Source organism: Streptomyces sp. NBC_01571, assembly GCF_026339875.1.
GTDB lineage: Bacteria > Actinomycetota > Actinomycetes > Streptomycetales > Streptomycetaceae > Streptomyces.
Genome location: NZ_JAPEPZ010000001.1, coordinates 8,482,380 through 8,501,691, shown reverse-complemented (window position 1 = coordinate 8,501,691; position 19,312 = coordinate 8,482,380). Strand labels below are relative to the sequence as shown.

The following is a 19,312-nucleotide window of genomic DNA, read 5'->3' as shown; positions in this document are numbered from 1 at the left end:
CCCGAGCATCGTCGCGCCCTACCTGCGGCCGACGCCGCTCGGGGCATTTTGCTGCCCCTGGAGTCGGTGCTCGGCCTGCTCTCGCTCGGCCTGTCCCCGGCGTGACGGGCGTGGCGCCGCAGGGGTGGAGCCTGCGGAACGCTGCGGCACCGCGGCGACCGCCTCCTGGGCCGCTTCCATGGCACTGGCCAGCAGATCGTCGGGGATCTGTGCCCCCCGCGCCTGAGCCGTGGTCCGCAGCGCCGCAAGGAAGGCCTCGGCGGTCAGCCCGGATTGCGGAGAAGCCGGTGGTCCTCCCGCGGGTGCCGCTCCGGCGATCTTGTCGGCAGTGGCCCGCGAGTTCGCCGCGATGGTCTGCAGGACGCCCGCGGCCCGTTCCTCGGCCGGGCTGGTCGCGGCAGCCCGCGCGAAGTCCGCGCGGTCCTGCATCCGTTGAGCCTGGGCTGCGAAGGTGTTCACGGTGACCGCCCGCCGGTCCTCCCCTGTGGAGGACGGCTGCCGCCGCCGTCCGGAAGCCGCCTGCTCGATCTTCGACGGACCGTCCGTCGGCGTCGGCCGACGCCGACGCGGAAGTTGCGGCCCGGCGGCGGCCTCCTGTTCTCCTGCTGCCGGTGCCTGCCCGCTGGCAGGCACCGGCGAGGCCGGGGCGGGTGCGGCCTCCCGGAGCGTCCAGTCCCTGTTCGCTTCTCCCCGCACGTAAACGAAGCCCTCGCCCGCCAGGTGCTGCGGTACCTCGTCGCCGCGGCCCTGCAGGAAGAGGTCGACGCACTCGTTCGCGCGGCGGCCGGCGTCCGTCCTGTTGCCCGGTCGCGTGTTCTCGTGGTTGAGCAGGCTCATCAAGTCACGGCGGGACAGCCCGCGATCGGGCTGGACGTCGCGTCGTACGGCGGTCCTGACCTCGTCGAACCAGGCCGGGGACAGTGGTTCGTTGGCCGGCTGCCATCGAGGTGCGGAGCTGTCGGGCGCGGGGCTCGCGTCCATGAGGCTCTCCGCCTCGCTGGGCGTGACCAGGACGTCCCGGACTCCGCCTTCACGCTGGGGCCCGACGATGCCGAGTTCCTCCATCCGAGTCAGCAGGGCGTCGGCCTCGGCTGCCGGGATGCCGTAGTCGTAGCTCAGGTCCAGCGCCAGGGTGTACTCCTTCGCTGCCACCTGGAGCACGACCGCACGGAAACGGTCCGGATCTCCCGCCAGGCTCTCGCCCACCGGCGCGGGCTCGGTCTCTGCTGCGGAAGGTCCTCCCGGCGTGGGCGCTTGCGGTGCGTTCTCCTCGCCGACTGCGGGCGTCTGCTCGGCAGCTTCGTCGACGGCGGATTCGTAGGTGCCCAGTGGAGTGCTCACGTCCTCGGGCAGGTGACCGTGGATGTGGGCGATGTGGTCTTCGGCAGCGTGGCGCAGGACACGCAGCATGTTCCACCGCAGTCCGTTCCGGCCGCCGTTCGCGGCCAGCCGGTTGATCAGTGCCTGTGCCCCGGACGAGATGATCTCCAGGGTGCGGACCCACAACGCCCGCCCGGTGCCCAGGGTTTGACGGTCGGCCATGAAGCGGCCCACGCCGAGCCAGCCGTTGTTGACGGCTTCGCGCACCGCGGACCACACGGATGCGATCCGGCGCCACACCGGATGCTGTGTCAGGGCACCGAGACGCTCCGAGACCGCACCGTAGATGCCGCGGATCGACTCGACGCTGTTCGACAGCATCGCGCGCATGCGGCCCTGGTCGTTGCCGCCCGTGTTGCCCGTGCCCGAGCGCCGGGCGGCGAGCCGCTCAGTGAACCAGTGCCAGGCGCGGCCCAGCTGGTCGGCCAGGTCGATGCGCTGGCCGGCGGGCAGCAGCCCGGTCAGCCGGTCCGCGCGGGTCGCGGCGGCCCGGTGAAGTCCCCATACCGCCCGCCAGCCACGCGAGTCACGCTGGCCCGACCGTTCCAGGCGCCGCGCCAGGTGCATCGCTCCGTGGGAGATAGCCCGCGCTGTACGGGCTTCGATCGTCCGGTTGATGCCGTGCGCGCGGATGTCGCGCAGTGTCGTCTCGGCGTAGGTCAGCAATGCCTCCCGGACGGCTCCGCGGAGTTGCTGTCCTGCCTGGCCGATCGAGCGGATCATCGTCCATTCAGGGGTGCCCCAGTAGAAGCCCGCCTCGGCCTCGGCGTTGCCCATCGCCGCTTCGAGGGCGTTGGCGTCACCAGCCTCGACCGCCGGGTCCTCGGCCGTCGGCAGGATCGGGTCTGCGTCGATGCTGGTGAGGATCCCGGACAGCGCCTGCCGAGTGGCGGCGTACTGTTCCCGCAGCCGCTGTTCGTCCTCGGCGCTGAACCGGGGCCGGGGAGTGGGGGCCTGTGTCTCGGCCGGGGCTTCTGCGCTGCGCAAGAGGGCGACGATGTCCTCGAAGTGCCGGTCGAAGTCGTCCTGCCCCGGAACTTCTGGTTCTCCCGTGACTGCTTCGGCCGCAGCCATGCGTTCCTCCTCGATCAGGGCCTCGTACTCCTGGTCCACTTCCATCGCTGCCAGTTCTTCGGCGGACACCGGCTCGTCTTGTTCGTCGGTGCGGCGACGGACGCCCTCTTCCGGGTCCGGCTCCCATTCGGCGCTGCTGTAGACGACGCCGTTGACGACCAGGTCATCGCCGATGACGTCCCTGAAGAAGTCGAAGTCGTCGCTTTCCTGCTCCGGCGGCGCCCCGGCGGGGGGTGTGGCGGCTGGTTCGGACTCGGCAGGAGTCTCGGGCGCGGAGACGGCAGGGGCACGATCGGCCACAGTCTCCTGCGCCGGCTCGTCCTCTGTCTCCGGCAGCTCGACTGCTCGGAACGTCTCCGGCTCATCCACCGCAGCCGACTCGGAGTCGGTCACAGTGCCCACCGGGACGGTGTCAGTGTCTGCGGCTGTTGCCCCATCCGTCGCCGCCGACTCGATCTCCCCGACAGCGTTCTTCGCCTCATCCGCAGACACCGACTCGGATGGTCCGCCGACTGTCCTCTGCCCCGAGGGGTGGGCTTCCTTGTAGCGCGTCAGCAGCCAGGAATCGTCGTTTTCAGCGCCGAGCAGTCGTCGAACATCCTCGGCGGCCTGTGCCCAGGCCCCGTCGTCTTCGCTATCGAGCAGTCGTTGAACGTCCCTGGTGGCCTCCAGGCGCGCGAGCTGCTCTTGCCCTTGGCTGTACATCGCAAGCAGTAGCTGTCGATCGTCGTCTGACACGAACGCCCCGCGACTTGCCAAGGAGCGCCCAGCCTCCGCGACGGTTGATTGCAACCTTCGGCAGGCGTCCAGCACGCGATCCCCTGAGGGGGATGTGCTCGTAGCCGCGAGAACCACGCCGCGGAATACGGTCTGGACGAGGGCTGCTTCATTGGAGTCGGCGAGACCCGTCTCCTCCTGGAGCTCCTGAGCCTCCGACAAGAGTGACTGGCCCGTGGCTGAAGCTGCCCATGCCTTGTAGCGCCGTTCCGTGACATACAGGTCCGTGAGGAATTCCTCCAACAGGCTGTATGGCGTCTGCGCCGGAGGGGTGTCCGTGCCCCGCTCTGGGGCCGTGGCCTGCATCGCCGAAGTCGCATCGGGGACGTCTTGGGCAGTCGGAGCGGCGGGTTCGCTCTGGGGGACCTGTCCCCTGCTCGCCCCTGTGTCGGCGCCGGGAGCCGGGTCGGTGGCCTCAGTCGCCGCCGGCGCCTCGGGCTGGTGCTCGGAGGCGTCAGTGACTTCTTCGGGCCCGGCTGCGGTGTCCGGCTCGGTGGTTGCCGATCCAGCAGCGGAGGGCACCGTCTGCGGCACCGCTTCCGCCGCCGTTGGCGCGGCCTCTGCCGGAGCGGAAGCGGCTGGCATGGGAACAGCAACAGTTTGTGGTGCATCGGCGGGCACGTCGACGAGCCCGGCCAGCGACTCGGGCAGAAGGAGAGGCTCGACATGGTCGTCCGGGTAGCCACCGGTTTCCCACGTGTAGGGACGCAGATCACCCGGCCCGACGACGAGGTCCCCGACGATGAAGACTTCAGTGTCTGCTGCGACGGCGGGGCGCTCTCGTACGAGGAACGGCAGCCGTTCCTCGGACACGCCGGTGATGCAGTCACCCGGTGCGAGCTCGCTGAGGCGGCAGGCGCCTTTGAACCGGTCAGGCAGTACTGCCCTGAGCGCGGTCACCCGCTCCAACGTGGCAATGTCGGCAAACGAGTCCTCCATGCCGCCGAAGTCGATCGGCAGCATCTGCCCCTGTTCCCAGTTCTCGGCGGCCCGGATCCGGGAGACTCGTTCGTCCGCGGTACCCGTGAGGTGAACTTGCAAGGCTTCCTTGATCACGGTCGCATTGGTGTCGACGAGGATGCGCCATAGTTCCTTGTCGGCTGCCTTCCAGCGGCCCGATTCACCGATGACCTCGAAGCCCAGCTCACTGCGGGCCATGGCGTTCCTGGTCCGCCATGCTGCCGCCACCAGCTGACGCCGTTCCGGCGGCAGAGCCGGACGGAGCCACGCAAGGGCCTTGGCCAGGGTCAGCCGGCCGGCGCGGATCGTCGTCTCGGCGTCGTCAGAGGTCTTGACCTCGATCTCGATGGAGCCGCTTCGGGAGTAGGCACTGGCAAATTCGTTGCCCGCCTCGTTGTAACCAGGCTCCGACGGCAGGCGAATCCAGCCCTCGTACAGTTGCGGAGTCGCCCTCCTCTTCTGGTCCATTTCGAAGATCAGTTTGCCGAAGTCCCACGGGCTGATCTTGCCCAGCGCCTCAGCGATGTCCCGGTCACTCAGTGGCTCGGGGGTGCGCTCCTCCTGCTCGGCGGGGGCCGGAGGCTCGCCGGTGTTCTCGCCGGCCTCGGGGACGGGTGCCGGGGCGTCCTCGTCCTGGAGCTCCGCAGCCGGCTGCGCCTCGTGGGTGGCGATGAGGGCGCGGAGGCGAGCGTACTGCTCGGTGACCGTCGAGTTGGACAACTCGGCGATGCGTTCGCGGGCCCGGTCCACCTGTACCTTGACCGGGGCCAGAGCCGCGTCGACGTTCGGCCACACCTGCTGGCCGTCGGGGCTGTACGAGGTGCCGGCGAGCCCCATGACCTGCTCCAGGGCATCCCGTGCGGCGGCGGCCTTGACCTTGCGGCTGCGCGCCGCGCGCTCGATGTCGTCCACGGCCTCCAGGCAGAGGATCAGGGACTGGCGAACCAGCGGGTCGGTGAGTTCCGGCAGGCGGTGCGCTTCAGCGAGCTGGGTGTCGAGTTCGGCCAGCTGGTCCGGGTCGTCAGCGCGGGCCTGGATCAGGGTCTCGAAGCTGTTGAAGGCCTCAACGGCGAGCTGGTCGATCTGGGCGCGCAGTTGTTCCGCAGCCTGGGTCACCAGGGAGCTCAGGGCGGAGTCGGGCTGCGCGAGTTCGTGCTGGGTGTGCCGAAGGTTCTCCTCGAACTGGGCCCAGGGGTTGTCCTGTTCCCAGATGTCGCGGACCTGGTTGTCGCCGAGAGCCTCACGCAGTTCGCGGGCGAGGTTGGGGATCTCGTTCTTCTGTCCACGGCGGATTCCTGCTGTACCGCGCTTTTTGATCTTCTGGTCGTCCCAGGGCAAGGGCGCGATGCCCGGCTCGGCGTCCTGCACGGAAGGGGTGGCCGTCTGCTCGTCGGCGGGCAGATCGTCTGCCTGGCTGGCGAACATGGACGGCTGGTCGGCGCCGATAAGTGGTTCGCCAGCATCCTCCCAGATGGGGGCGGTCGGCTCGGGCTGCCACTCAGGGCCGGCCTCCGTCTCTTCAGGCCGTGCCGTGTCCCACATCGCGGCTTCGGTGTCGTCGGTCGCATCAGGGTCGGCAGTCTCTGCGGAGGCTGCAGCGGCCTGGTGAACCGAGGCTGCGGGCTCGTCGTCTGACGCCTCGCTGACCATGGGCTCCGGCTGCTCTTCGGGGACAGCGTCGGGCGTCCCGCTCTCAACGGACGCTGGGGGCAGGGGCAGTTCAGGTGCGGCAGTCTCGTCAGCGACGACGGGGGTGGGGGCGGCCTGCTCGGGTGCCGGGGTGGCAGCGATCTCGGTCGGGACGGTGTCCGCGAGAGCGCCGATGGTGTGGATCCAGCCGAGGGATCCTATGCCGAGCCGTTTCCTCGCCCGGGTCACCGTCACGTAGGCCAGGCGCAGTTTGTCCGGTGCGGGCAGGATGAGTTCGCCGGTCTTGGCGTCTTCCTTGGGCTGGGGGAAGTCGCTCCAGACCTGGACCTGGTCCCATTCGCGGCCCTTGGACTTGTGGGCGGTGGAGACGACCAGTTCGGGGCGGGTTTCCTCGTCACGGGCTTGCTCCGGGACCAGGTCGCGGATCATGTTGATCAGGCCCTGGGGTGTGTAGCGGTCGACGAGCCGTACGAACGTCTGCAGGGTGCTCGCTTCCTCGTCGGATTCGGCGTACTCCTTGACCTCGTTCCAGTTGTCGAAGGCCGACAGTTCGGGGTGCTTGGTGCGGCGGCCCTGCTGGAGATCCCGGGCGGCCCGGGCGATGTCTTCGATGTCCCGGCCGCCGCCGACGAGTGCCACGCGCTTGCCGGCCTCGAATCCCGCGAAGACGGCAGAGATGGCGCCGACGTTGCTGTAGGTCAGGATCGCATCGGGCTCTTCGACGGTGCCCAGGACGGTGTCGAGGGTGGGTGCGCCTTCCAGCCGGAGGTCGGATTCGAGGAGGGCGAGGTAGGCGTTGCCCACCTCGGCGACGGCGGGGCCGAACCGCCAACTCTGTGTCAGGGGCAAGACCACGTCGGCCGGCCAGTCCCGCAGAGCATCGACGGCACCGCGGAATTCATAGATCGCCTGATTGCTATCGCCGACGACGATGATCTGGGCGTCCTGGTCCTGGATCACCTTCCGCAGCACAGGATTGATGTCCTGGGCCTCGTCGAAGAAGATCGTGTCGAAGTTCAGGCGCGGGTCTGACAGGGCCCAGATCTTCAGATAGTCGTCGTGATCGAAGAAGATCTTGTTGCTGTTCGGATCCGCGATGTCCGCCCAGGCCCGGCGGGCGTACCCCAGCAGCGTGCGCGCGGCGGGGACGTGCGCCCACTTCTCCCCGAGGTGCTGGCGCCCGAGTTCGACATCAGCGCTCTGCCGGTAGCGGCGGAGCGCCCCCATCACGATCTTGGCGATGTCCTCGGGCCCGACGTGCTGGAGGTTGCCGTCGCGGTCGCCGACCCGTATCTCAGCGGTGATGCCGAGCGCTGCCGCGACGTCCTTGGGACGCCGGGCGCCGCTGTTGCGCGAGCCGGCGATGGACACCTTCTGCCGGTAGGGGGTGTTGCGCAGATCCTGCAGTGCGAAGGAGTGGCTGGTCCGGGCGGTGACGTTGCGACCGAACTTCTGGCCCGCTTCGTCGGCGATAGCCCGGTTGAAGGCGATATAGCCGATGCGCCGCTCCAGCATCTGCGCGGCGATCATCACCAACGTCGAGGTCTTCCCGGTGCCCGCGAGCGCCTGGACAGCAACGTGCTTGCCCTCGACGGCCGCATCGATGATCGCCTGTTGCTGAGCGGTTGGCGGGTACTTCCCGCTGGCCACGGCCGCGACCGCGCCTTCCTGGGCGTCCCGGGCCGTGAGGAAGGCCCGGACTTCTCCCAGGAGCTGCTCTTTCTGCCCGCGCATGCCGTTGTAGCGCCAACGACCCTTCTCGTACTTGAAGTTGCGGTCCCGCTTCAGCAGCTCGCGAAGGCCGTCTTCCGCGGGGGCGCCTGTTGTGCCCGTGACGTAGGTACCGGTCGCATCGCTGACGATCTTGATTCGGCTCGTCCAGGGTCCTTCGGCCGCCGTCTCCGGCTCGGTCGACGTCACGCTCTCCTCCTGTTGCTCGTCGGCCGGGGACATCGGTGCAGGTGCGGGTTCCGGTGCCGTAGCCGGTGCGGCTTTCCCTGCCTGCGCGGGGCTGCTGGGGCCGATGTGACCGATGACGACGCGGTCTCCGAGGGCGCCGATCAGTTCCTGAAGTGGTGCGGTCCCTTGCTCGGGCTGGTCGGCCTTCTGCTGGGCATTCCGTGCGGGTGTGCCTGTCGAGGGGGTGTTCTGGGCGGCGAGCGGCAGCCGTCCCAGGGCCTGCGCGTAGGGCAGCCGGACGAGTTCCTCCACCTGCTCCCAGGTCAGTCCGTCCTCAAGTGGCAGCAGCCGGGCGTTGGTTCGATGAAGCAGGTCACGGGGGAGCACCGTGTACCCCGTCTTGGAGGTGAGTGCGAGTTTGCTCTCTGGGGCGATCAGGACACCGTGCAGCGCGTCGCCGTACCGCCTGTCTTCCTCGGCGGCTTGCAGCAGGATCACGGCGTCGGGGATCACGCCGTTGGGATAGGTGAGGGTGGCTACGACTGCGAACTGGATCTCCGCGTCGCTCGGGGGGCTTTCGTCGTAGCGGGGCAGTGCACGAAGGTGATCCTGGGTAAGCGGTTCGACGGCGCTGCTCAACAGCTTTTGAGTGTCGACGGGTTCAGGCCCAGCGGGCGCGATCTGCTGGGGAGCATGGGGGGTGGCATGTTCCGGGTCTGCGGTCACCGCCGCGGTGGTCGGTACCTCGGCCGGGTCCGCCTCATCCGCAGAAGAGGGGCTCTCCGTCGGCGCGAGTGCCTCCGGCGGGTGCCGGTTGCCGTCGTCTGCGCCGGTCAGGGGAAGGCACCGCACTGCCTCCTCGTACGGCATTGCGACCAGGGACTCGGCTTCTGCCCAAGGGATCGGGCGTGCGAGCGGCAGTACGCAGGTGTCGGGTAGGAACAGCAGGTCTTCAGGGGTCCAGCGGCCATCCACGGTGCTGACGACGTGATCGTTCGCGGGCACGATCTGCGCCCCGTACACGAGGAGATCGTCGCCATCGTCCTCCACTTGCTGCAGCAGCAGGAGCGCGTCGCGAACTCGTCCGTCCCGGAAGGGCAGTGTCGCCAGCACGGCGAGACGGACGTCTTCACCAGGTCGGTGCTCGGGACCGAGAGGCAGTGAATGCAGGTGCTCTTCGGCCAGGGACGGCCCGGTGAGCGTACCGGTCAAGGCCCCACCGACCGCCTGGGCCGAGGGCTCGGCGGTGCTGCTGTTGCGCGGAGTGGTGGTCTGTCGGCTCTTGCTCGCGGCAGATGATGTCGCCGATTCGGCCGTCACTGCGCCGGCTTGGCGCGCTGCGCCTGCTTCGGCGGGCTGATCATTCGGTGCTGCGGCTAGGGCCGCGTAGTACACCTGCTCGAAGGCACCTTTCGCGTACTGCTCCTGCACTTCCTGCTGGTCATGGCGGAACCAGTCCCGGAACCTGTCACCCCCTGCGCCGGTCGCCGACAGATCGGCGCTGCCGAGCCAGGCCATGAACAACTCACGGGCTTCCTCGCGTGGGCGCCCGTCGGCCAGCAGTGCCCGGAGATGGTCATCGGCGAGGGCCGCTCGTACGGCGCGTTTCTGGGCGTCGTCGCGCATCCCGGCGGCCCAGCGGGCGCTCTCGGCCTGAAACTCGGCACGCTTGCGCTCGCGGTCGTTCTCGTCGACAGCGGGCGAAGCCGCCGACTGTTCATCGGGCACGGGCGGGCCGGGCTCCTGCGGCACGGGCGCCACGGGTTGCGCTCGCAGTTCCCGGTGTGCACGGGGGCATGCCAGATCGAGGACCTGGCGGCGTCCGTCCTCCTTGAGGTAGGTCCACAGCAGGTGTTCCGAGCCGCCGTCCGTGATCAGTTCGTCGGCGGCGGTCGCGAAGACAGCGCGGAAGTCGGCCTGATTGTTGGCGTGCGCGGCCTGGACCAGGGCAGGGTTCTCGCTCGCCGCGTTCACCAGCCACGCCGCGACGTCCTCGTGGTCGGGGGCCATGGAGTCGCGCAGCAGATCGCGGACCGTTTGCTGGATGACCGCGCGCACGGCGGGCGCGTTCCAGGCCGGTGCTACCGGGCTGTCGGGCAGGCGCTCGCTGAGCCAGGTATCGACCTCCTCGTCGGATACGAGTGAGTCGGAGAGCTTTGCCGGTCGTTGCAGGAGGGGCAGCGCGGCATGTGCGGGCAGGGTCAGGCCCGGTATGTCGGCGCCGCGTAGGTCGGGAACCTCTTGGGCGGCGCCGGTGCGTTCTGCGGGGATGGCGACGTTGACCAGCAGGTGTCCTGCGGCGCTCCTGGCTGCCACGGTGATCTCGATGCGCCGCTGCTGCACCTTTGCCGGCTCGTTCCCAGCCATCTGGCCAGTCGGCACGGAGGCCTGCTCGTCCTCACGCAACTCGGGGTGACGGGGGCTGTCTGGGGTGCGGGCGGTCTCTTGTCCGGCCGGTTCCGGGCGTTCGCTCTGGGTCTGTGCTGCCGGGAGGGCAGGAGTCCCGAAGATCTCCTGCCAGTCGTTTCCGTGCTGGGCGGTCGCGGTGATACGCGAGGCCAACTGCACGGCGAACTTGTTCATCTTGCGGAAGTGGCCCATCGCCTTGGGGGCCCTGTAGCGCTCCTCCTCCAGATTCCGGGCGAGGACCAGCACGGTGCGGGCGAGCTTGGTGCAGCGCTCGACCACGGTGTCGGCCGGATGCGTGAATGGATCACTCACGCGTCCCACTGGCCCGTCACACAGCTCCTCCATGGCCAGCCAGACCGCTTGGCCGTCCGGGCGGGTCTGCACCCCTTGGTCGGTGATGCCCCGTCCGATCAGACGCCGGCCCGCCGGGGTGTCTTTCAGTCCCGACAGCGCGCCGTACATCTCCCAGAAGTCGTTCTGGGCATCCTCTTTCGACGTGTACGGCTCGCCAACGGGGATGACGATCTCGGTGGCCGAGTCCTGCTCGGGTTCCTCGACCATACGGAACGGGCGTCCCATGCGGGTCAGCTCGCCGGTGAGATTCCGTACATGAAGGTCCCGCGTGGGGCGGCTCATGTTCCGCTTCAGGTACCAGAATCCCTGGTTGCGGCTCCACCGGAACTTGTGGCGGTCCAGAGCAGCACGGATAGGCGCGTCGGAGTCCTCGCTGGTGGTGCCGCGGACCACGGTGCCCCGGTAGTGGTGCTCGATCTCCAGGACGGTGCCGGCGGACGGCGGGGTCTGTTGCGGCTCGGGAACGGGGTCGTGTTCGGCTTCGAGCCGCTGACGGCGCTGGGCAACGCCTGCCTGCACTGCGGCCACCGTCTCCGGGCGTGCGGTGGAGGCCCGGCAGGCGACCGCGTGTTCGTAGGAGCGGCGGACGAGGTCGCCCAGCCGCTTGGCGTCGTCGGGGTGCCGGTAGAAGCTGGCGGGCAGGCTCAGCACCAGGTCGTACGCTGCGTGCGCCATCGCCGTCACGTGCCGGTTGACCTCGTCCAGGGTCTCGGAGGCTAGCGTGACGAAATCGGCGGCATACCGGGTGTCCCCGGCAGCGTCGAGGGCCTGGCGGGCGCCGGATGCGTCTGGCCTGATGTCGCGTAGCGCCTTGGCGGTATCGCTCGCCATCCACCAGTTCCACGCGGACTCCGCCTTGTTGGCGCCGCCGACGAAGTCATCGGCCGCCTCGTACGGAATCTCCTCCATGCCCAGCTCGTGGGCCGCGAGGCGCTGGTGGTGCTGGAATGCCTTGCGCGCCAGGTCGCGCAGCGCGTACCGGCTGACTCCGTCTCCGGCGGCCTCGGCCTCCTGCGCGGCGCCGAGGGCATGGGAAGTGACCTCCATCCAGTCGGTCAGGGCTGAGGCGACCGTGTCGTGTGGCCGACGCAGCATGAGCATGGCTCCGCGCAGCCGGTCCGAGTACGGCCCGCCGTGGTCGTCATAGGCGTGCGGCCACTTCGGGAAGCTGTCGAAGATGTCAGACAGAGCCCGCCCGATCTCGGCGCTGTCCTGGTACCAGGGAGCTGTCAGCCGGAGTGGGTCGGGGTGGTCGAGGACGGAGGTGTGATCCTCGTCGACGTCGGCTGCGTCCAGGAGCATCTCGGCGAGGTCGTTTGGTCGTGCCTGCATGCGGGCCAGGTGGCGCTCCGTGTACTGGACGGCCTTCTGGGCGGCCGTGCGCACGTCGTGTCGGGGGTCGTCCGCGAGTTGTACGGCGGTCCCGGCGAGGCGGTCGTAGATGCTGAACACGTCGGTGGGCGTGCGCGGTTCACTCTCGATGACCCCGGCGGCTGCCGCGTCGGCATCCTGGTGCGCCGCGCTCGGGGGGTCGCTCTCCTGTCGTGCGAGGGCCCGCCGGAGCTGCTCGGCGGCCATACCGACGTAGCGGCGTCCACCAACCAGTTCCGCGGGGTCCGCGTAGCCTTCGAGGACGATCGCGAGGTTCGCCACCTGGGGCAGTGCCGAGCCGAAGCCCTCTGGCCTGGTGCCCGCCGCGTTCTCAGGAGGGGCGGAGGCTGTGGCTACGGGAGTCTCAGCCTCCGCATCGGTTGTCCCATCCGGCTCCGGTGAGGGGACGTCGCTCGTCGCCGGTTGCGGTGCTGGTGTGGGCGTCGTGGCGGACGGCGCGGCGGGGGTGGCCGGTTGTGCCGTGGCGAGCTGAACAGAGAACCGGAAATCGTCGGGGCCGGAGACCACGAGTCCGTCTTCGGTCTCTTCCAGGTCCGTGCCGTCGGCGGAGAGTTGTGCCAGGCCTGCCGCGAGGTCACGGCCGCTGACCGGGCCGGCGCGCAGGCCCCGGGGACCGGCGACGGTGTATTGGTCCCACGGGAGGATGCCGGGGATGAATTCCACGGCGTCTTCGTCGAGCGTGAGGGGTTCCGGGGAGCGGACCCACTGCTGGTAGGCGTCACTGCTGCGGTCCTCCACGGTGCTGCGGTGCCGGGACGCGTGGTCGCGCAGGGCCGTGTAGATCGCCCAGTTCCCCTCGGTGCTCCGTCCGTCTTCCCGCTCCCACTGTTCGACCACGGAACGGCAGTGGTCGGCCAAGCGCAGCAGGTGCGCCCAATCAGTTGGCAGCTCCACGCCGAGCAGGCGGGCGATCCGGCCCTTGCGGCTGGAGGTCATCGCGGTGTCGGCCGCCGCCATCAGGCCTTCTGCCCGCTCACCTGTGGCCAGGCGCCCGGCATGGTCGGACACCCATCGGCGGTAGGCGGTCAGTGCCGCTTGCTCCGCAGTCCAGGACTCGGAGCGGTCTGCATAGGGGGTGTTCGGTACGTGCCCGGGGCGCTGGGTGGTCGCGTGTGGTGTCGTCGCTGGGACAGGCTCCGGTTCGGCTGCGGAGCCTGGGTGTTCCTGTGCTGTCCGGGCGGTGTCTGCCGTGGGCGGGCTGTCCTGACGGTGGTCTCCTGCGGCGGGCGGGCTCGCGGCTGGCGTGCCTGCTGACGCGGAGGCCGCGTCACCTGGTGCCTGTTCCGGTGCGCGGGCACGGGACGGAGGTGGGGCATCGGCCAGCTCGGCGTCGGCTGCGGTTTCGTGCTGTGGTCGGGGTCCCGGCTGGGGACGGTCGGCCGTGTCCGGGTGGGCCCATGGCGCGATCTCGTAGAAGTGCACCCGCATCGCCTGTCGGAACGCGGTTTCGTCGCCGTCACCTGCGAGGGCGGCTTTCAACGACGTGGCCCGGCTCCCGAGTTGGCCGGTCAGCCAGGCATCGAACAGGTCGCCGGCCTGGCTGCCGTTGCCGCGAAGAGCACGCTGGGCGTCCTGAAGGAGTTGGTCGATGGCCGCCTCGTACGCCTGGGCGACGCTGGCAGGAAGCTCCTCGGTGAGCGGTGTGACCTTCACCGACCCCATCGGGCCAGTGATCACGACCGTGCCGGTGGCGTCCGGTTCGATCGCGACGTCCGACCCGTCATGGCCGAGCTGTTGCACGATGTCGTTGAGGAATGTGCCGCGGGAGTCGCTGAGGGTTCCGCCGAGCATGGTGTGCTGGTACCAGCGGTCCGGATCGAAGGGTCGGCCTGTCTCGGGGGAAGAAGCGCCGGGGGCCGGTTGACGTGAGGGGGAAGGATGCGCTGGAGCTGTGGTCGGCTGTACAGAGCGTCGGCGGCCTTCCAGCGGTGCAACATAAGTGATGTGCTCGCGGGCGGAGCGGGCTACCTGCTCCGTGACGTCTCTCATCGCGCGCCCGGTCGCGTTGGGCTTGAAGCGTGGGGAGTCCAGGTGGGACAGGAAGTCCTCGCAGGCGCGAGCAAGACCATGGAAGAGATCCAGAGCCCACGGATCGCCGCCGGGCACAGGGGTCTCGTCGGCGGACTCCCGCGCATGGTGCAAGGCCTCAGCCAGCGCAAGCCCGGCCTGCTCCATGTGACCGGCCAGTTCCTGGCCCCGGCCGGACATCCCCTCGACGACGTCCAAGTTCTGCCAGGCGGCGAAGTCCGCCAAGACGGCGTCTTCACCCGCAACGGCGGCAGCCTCATCCGGATACGGCCACGGGGCCGAGGCCACAGGGCCAGGTTCTCCGCCCGCGCCGACCGCAGCGCGCCCCGTCGTCGTACGGGCATCCGAGCCGGCGGGCGCGGCATCTGGTATGGCCCGGGTACGCGTGCCGTCGGCCAACGCTTCCAGGAATCCGCGAGTGGTCTCGCTCAGGTCGTCGGGCGTGAGGGTTGCCGGATCGACCTCCACCCAGCCGTCGGCGGAGCCACCAGCCATGACCATGGCGTCGTGGACCGCTGCGTCGACCAGGTCGGCGCCTGCTTCGGTGACCCCCGCGTCGTGGACTTCTGGCTCGCTCGTTTCCGCGGCTCCCTGCACGCCGAGGGCTTTGGTCAGCTTGCGGTGCTGGGCTTCGATCTTGTCGAGTTCGGCTTGCTGCGGGAAGGGCTTGCCGACCAGGGCCTTGGCCCGCGCGATGTTCGCCTCGATCCGGGCGATGTGCTGCTCTGCCTTGGCGTGAACGGTCTCCAAGCCGTCCAGGGCGTTCTCCAGCTTGCGGATCAGGCCGACGCGATCCTGTTTGGCCAGGCCGCTCGCCGACAGCCAGATGGTGTCGACGGGAACATTCTGGAAGTACACCCCCACGATCAGGCCCTCGAAGCTGCGCTGTACGAGGGCATGGACCGGGATGCCGCCAAGTTCCCCGACGGAGGCGTCCTGCGGCTGGCCGCCGCTGTTGACCGAGACACGGACTAGCCGTTCGAGTCGCTGGGCCAGCGCCTCGCCGGCCTCCCGGCGCTCGTCGTAGGCGCGGCCGTCGACCGTCATCGTGAAGGCGTCGCCTCGGGTGGCGGTGCGCCGCTCCATGGCGGCACGGGCCTCCTGCATGTGAGCCTTGAGGTCCTGGACGCGACGTCGCCCCTGCTCGCCGGTGACTTCGTAGGCGAATTGCTCGTCGTGCCACATCTGCTGCTCCAGGCGCAGTTTGGCGAGCATGCCTTCGACGCGCTCAAGCTGTTCCAGCTCTGGCTTGTCCGCAGCTACGGCGAACATCACACCGGCGGGGATGCGTCCGTCGTCACCGTCCTCAGCGGCTTCCAGGATGCGGCTGGTGTCGTTGATGTCGAGGATGGCCTCGGCGAATGCCTGCTTGGTGGCGACCTTCTGCCACAGGAACGGGTCGTACGACTTCTTGGTGATGATCGCGGTGTGGTGGATTGCCTTGTTCTGGTTGCCCTGGCGTTTGCCTCGCCCCAGGCTCTGGATGATCGGTGTGGCCTTCCAGGTGGGGTCGATCTGCATCACGTGGATGACGCGTTTTTGCAGGTTGCGGCCGGTCCCCAGGCCCGAGCGGCTGCCGACCAGCACGGCGATCCGCCCCTCGCGGGCGTCCTTGTCGAGACGGGCCTTCTGCTGCGGGTTCTTCGCCTCTTGGTCGAAGCGGATGAGGCTGCCCGGCATGCCGCGAGCGGTCAGTGCCTCGCGCAGCGCCTCGTAGAACACGAACTCCTTGTCCGGTCCGGGCACACCGAGGTCACAGAAGGCGAGTTGCAGGCTGCCGCGGTTGGGTTCCTCGTTGCCGTCGTCGTCGTAGTAGACGTCGTCCTTGTGCAGCTGCCAGATACGGAACAGCTCGTCGGCGGCGACGTCGACCTTCTGGGCTTCGTCGGTGCTCTTGTTGACCAGCCGTACGTCGAGCGAGGCCAGACGCCCGTCCGTGGAAATCCACAGGGTGTTGTCCTCGACCAGCTTGCCCTTGCGGTTGTACTTCAGGTCAGGGCTGCCGAGGCGGATGCCCATCATCCGCCGGCCCAGCGACTGCATGAGCTGGCGCAGTTCCGGGGAGGCCTCGGCTTCCAGGATCCGCATCTCCCCGCCGATGATGGCGGGTTCGCCGAGCTGGAGATCGCGCTTGAGCTTGACGTCGGCGATGGTGAACAACACGCGTTTGAGTTCGGTCTGGTTGACGTAGCGGGCGTAACGGGCCCGGGTGGAGAAACTGTTGCCGTCCGGGCTCATCTCGACCCGGTTGACGGGCTGGATGAAGGTGGAGACGAACTGGTCGTCCTCCTCGATGCCCCACTCGTCGCGCAGCAGGTCGGGACCGAGGTATTTGATGGCGGTCAGGATCTCCATCGGGGAGTTGTCCACCGGCGTGGCGGTGGCGTGGGTCGTCACCCGGCCGCCATAGTTCTTGCGCAGGTAGGACAGTTTCATGTCCATGTCTGCGGTGATCTGGTTGCCTTCGAGGGCGAGTTCGCGGATGGAGGAGATCACCCGGAGGTTTTTGAGGGTGTGCGCTTCGTCGTAGAAGATGTAGGTCGAGCCGGTCCGCTCGAATTCGACGCCCGAATCGCCCGGCGTCTTGAGCTCGTCCTCGATCCGCCCCTTCAGGGTCGCGATCTGGTTCTCGATGTCCTTGACGGTGTACTTGTCGTCGCCATCAGCGTTGTCCAGGTGCGCCTCCAGGCGCTTGACCTCCCGGTTGATGTAGTCCAGGCGGGCCGGTTTGGACATCGGGATCTTCTTGAACGCGGTGTGGCTGATGATGACCGCGTCCCAGTTTCCGGTTGACCAGCGGGCGACGAACTTGTGCCGGCGTTCTCCGGTGAGGTCGGAGGAGTCGGCGACCAGGATCCGGGCCCGTGGGTAGGCCTGGAGGAACTCACGCTGGAACTGGCCCAGAACACCCTTGGGCACGGCGTAGACCGGCTTTTTGGCGAGGCCGAGGCGGGTCAGTTCCATCCCGCCGACGATCATTTCGAGGGTCTTGCCTGCACCGGTGCCGTGGTAGAGCCCGACGCCGTGCCTGGAGGCGCGGATCCGGGCGACCGCGGCCTTCTGGTGGGGGTGCAGTGTGTAGGCCTTGGACAGTCCTGGGGCCGTGATCTGCACGCCGTTGTAGGTCGGGGGGACGATGGCGTTGTAGCGGTCGTTGTAGTACCGCAGCAGGGTCTCGGCCCGGTCGGGGTCTTCCCACAGCCACATCCGGAAGCGGTCGTCCAGCTGTTTGGACTTCGCCAGGGCGAATGCCGTCGCCTGCCGGTCCGTCACTATCTGGCCGTCGGGCGGTATTTTCCTGGTGACCAGGATTTCCTGGTTGTTGAGCAGGTTGCTGGCAAGGGCTTGGGCGGAGCGGGCCTGAGTACCCCAGACGGTGCGGGCCAGCAGGCTCCCGTTTTCTCCGCCCTTGACGCTCCAGCGGGCACCGAGGTTGCTGACCTTGATGTCGTCGTCTTCCAGGATTTCGCGCAGGAACTGCTGTACGTACTTGGCGCTGACCCAGGCGGCGCCGAGCCGGCTCTGGATCTCTGCGGGTTGCAGGTCACGGGGGATGACCTCGCGCAGGGCCTCGACGTTGACGGCGAACGCGGGGTCCTTTGCCGCGGCCTTCTCGGCCGCGGCGAGCTTGCGGCGGACGTTGCCCGAGATGTACTCCATGCGGCGCACCAGGCCGCCGGCCGGATCGTCGTAGACGAGGGTGCCCAGCGCCTCACGTGCTGCGCGTTCGCTGTCCAAGTCTAGTAGGGCGGCCACGACGTCGAGGCGGATTTCGTTGTACTGGTCCCAGCAGATCAGCGCCGCGTCTTCCGCACTGTCCGCCCGGGTCAGCGGCTCGGGCGGGGCAACGACCCGTTTGGCGAACAGGTCGGCTTTGGCCGCGCTCTGGTGGTCCTCGTCGAACTTCTCCAGCGCGAAGACGTACGGGGCGAAGGGGTCGTTGCGGAACCCGCCCATGCGCGGGTAGGTCCGGCGCTCGGGCGCGTTGTCGTCCTGATCTGCTTCGCCGGACGGCGGGTTGTTGACCTTGAAGCGGTTGATCGGGCCGAACCGTGCCACGTACGCGTCGTAACGGCGGTTGAGTTCGGCCCGCAGCTGCGTCATGCGCGGGGTGATGAGGTGGTGCTCGGACTCCTCGTCCAGCAGGGCCACCGCGATGTCGCGCAGGCCGATCAGCTCGCGCAGCTCCCGGACCTGAGTCTTGGCGGGTACGTGCGGGACGGGCCGGCCGTTGCGGATCTCGGTGAAGGTGCCCTCGGGGCCGAGTTCCAGAAGACCGTCGTATTTCTCCAGGGTTCCGCGGAAGACCATGCGCTCGGTGAAGGTACGGCCCGATTCGTGGGCGCGCTGCGCGACTTGGTCCAGGGCCGCGCCGAGAGCGGCTTCGGCCTGCGGGTTCCCTTGGACGACCAGTTTGGGGCCGTATCGAACGATATCGACTTTGGGTGTGCCGAGCACCATCTCCGGGTGCTGCACGAAGTAGTTGTTGATTTCGATGGGTTGGGAGGCAACGCCGGTTCGGGCTCCGGGCAGAACCGTCGGCTCAACAGTCAGCCAGTCGGCTTCGGCAGGCGTCTCCCCTTCTCCGCGACGCCTGAAAACGAGGAGGTCCATCACCACATTCGTGCCGGCAGCGTCCTGATGGGAGTTGCTGGGCAGCCGGACGGCGCCCAGGAGGTCAGCGACTGCGGCCATCTGTTCCCGGGCTTCACGCGCCTCGTCGGTCCCGTCCAGGGTGTAGCGGGAGGTGATCAGGACGACGATGCCGCCGGGCCGGGTGAGCGCCAGGCTCTTGAGGATGAAGTGGTTGTGGATCGAGTGGCGCCGCCCGGGGTTGTGCTTGCGGTCGGTGACCTTGTACTTCCCGAACGGGACATTGCCGACGACGACGTCGAAGTCCTCCTCGGGTGGCCGGGTGTCGGCGAAGGACTCGGTGAGGATCTGCGCGTTCGGGTAGAGGGCGCGGGCGACCGCCGCGGTGATGGGGTCGACCTCGACGCCGACGATCTCGGCATCGGCGGGGGCATCGGCGAGGAAGCGCCCTGCGCCCACGCCGGGCTCCAGCACTCGCAGTTGCGCTCCGGCCGGTACGCCGAACCGTTGCAGGGCCTGCCAGACGACGCGGGCGTAGGCGGGATCGGTGTAGTGGGCGTTCAGGGTCGAGGAGCGAGCCTTGGCGTACTCATCGTCCGACAGGATGTCGCGCAGATGGGCGCGCTCGCCCGCGAACATGGCGGCAAACTTCTTGCGCTCGTCGAACAGGTACGGGGTGGCGCCCCAGCCCGTCCACTGCTGGAGCACCTGCCGCTCGGCATCGGTGGCCGGCCGGTCCTCCGCCCGCAGCCGCAGCACGACGTGCACGGCCGCGATGTTCGCGGCGACCCGCTCC

General features: G+C 68.7%; 1 protein-coding gene. It reads right to left on the bottom strand.

Features of this window, described 5'->3' with window-relative positions:
• Positions 1–18 precede the first annotated feature (18 nt).
• The gene (locus tag OHB41_RS38200; RefSeq protein ID WP_266703895.1) at positions 19–19,284 is read right to left on the bottom strand and encodes a helicase-like domain-containing protein; all 19,266 of its coding nucleotides are present in this window, start codon (positions 19,282–19,284) and stop codon (positions 19–21) included.
• Positions 19,285–19,312: the final 28 nt, after the last annotated feature.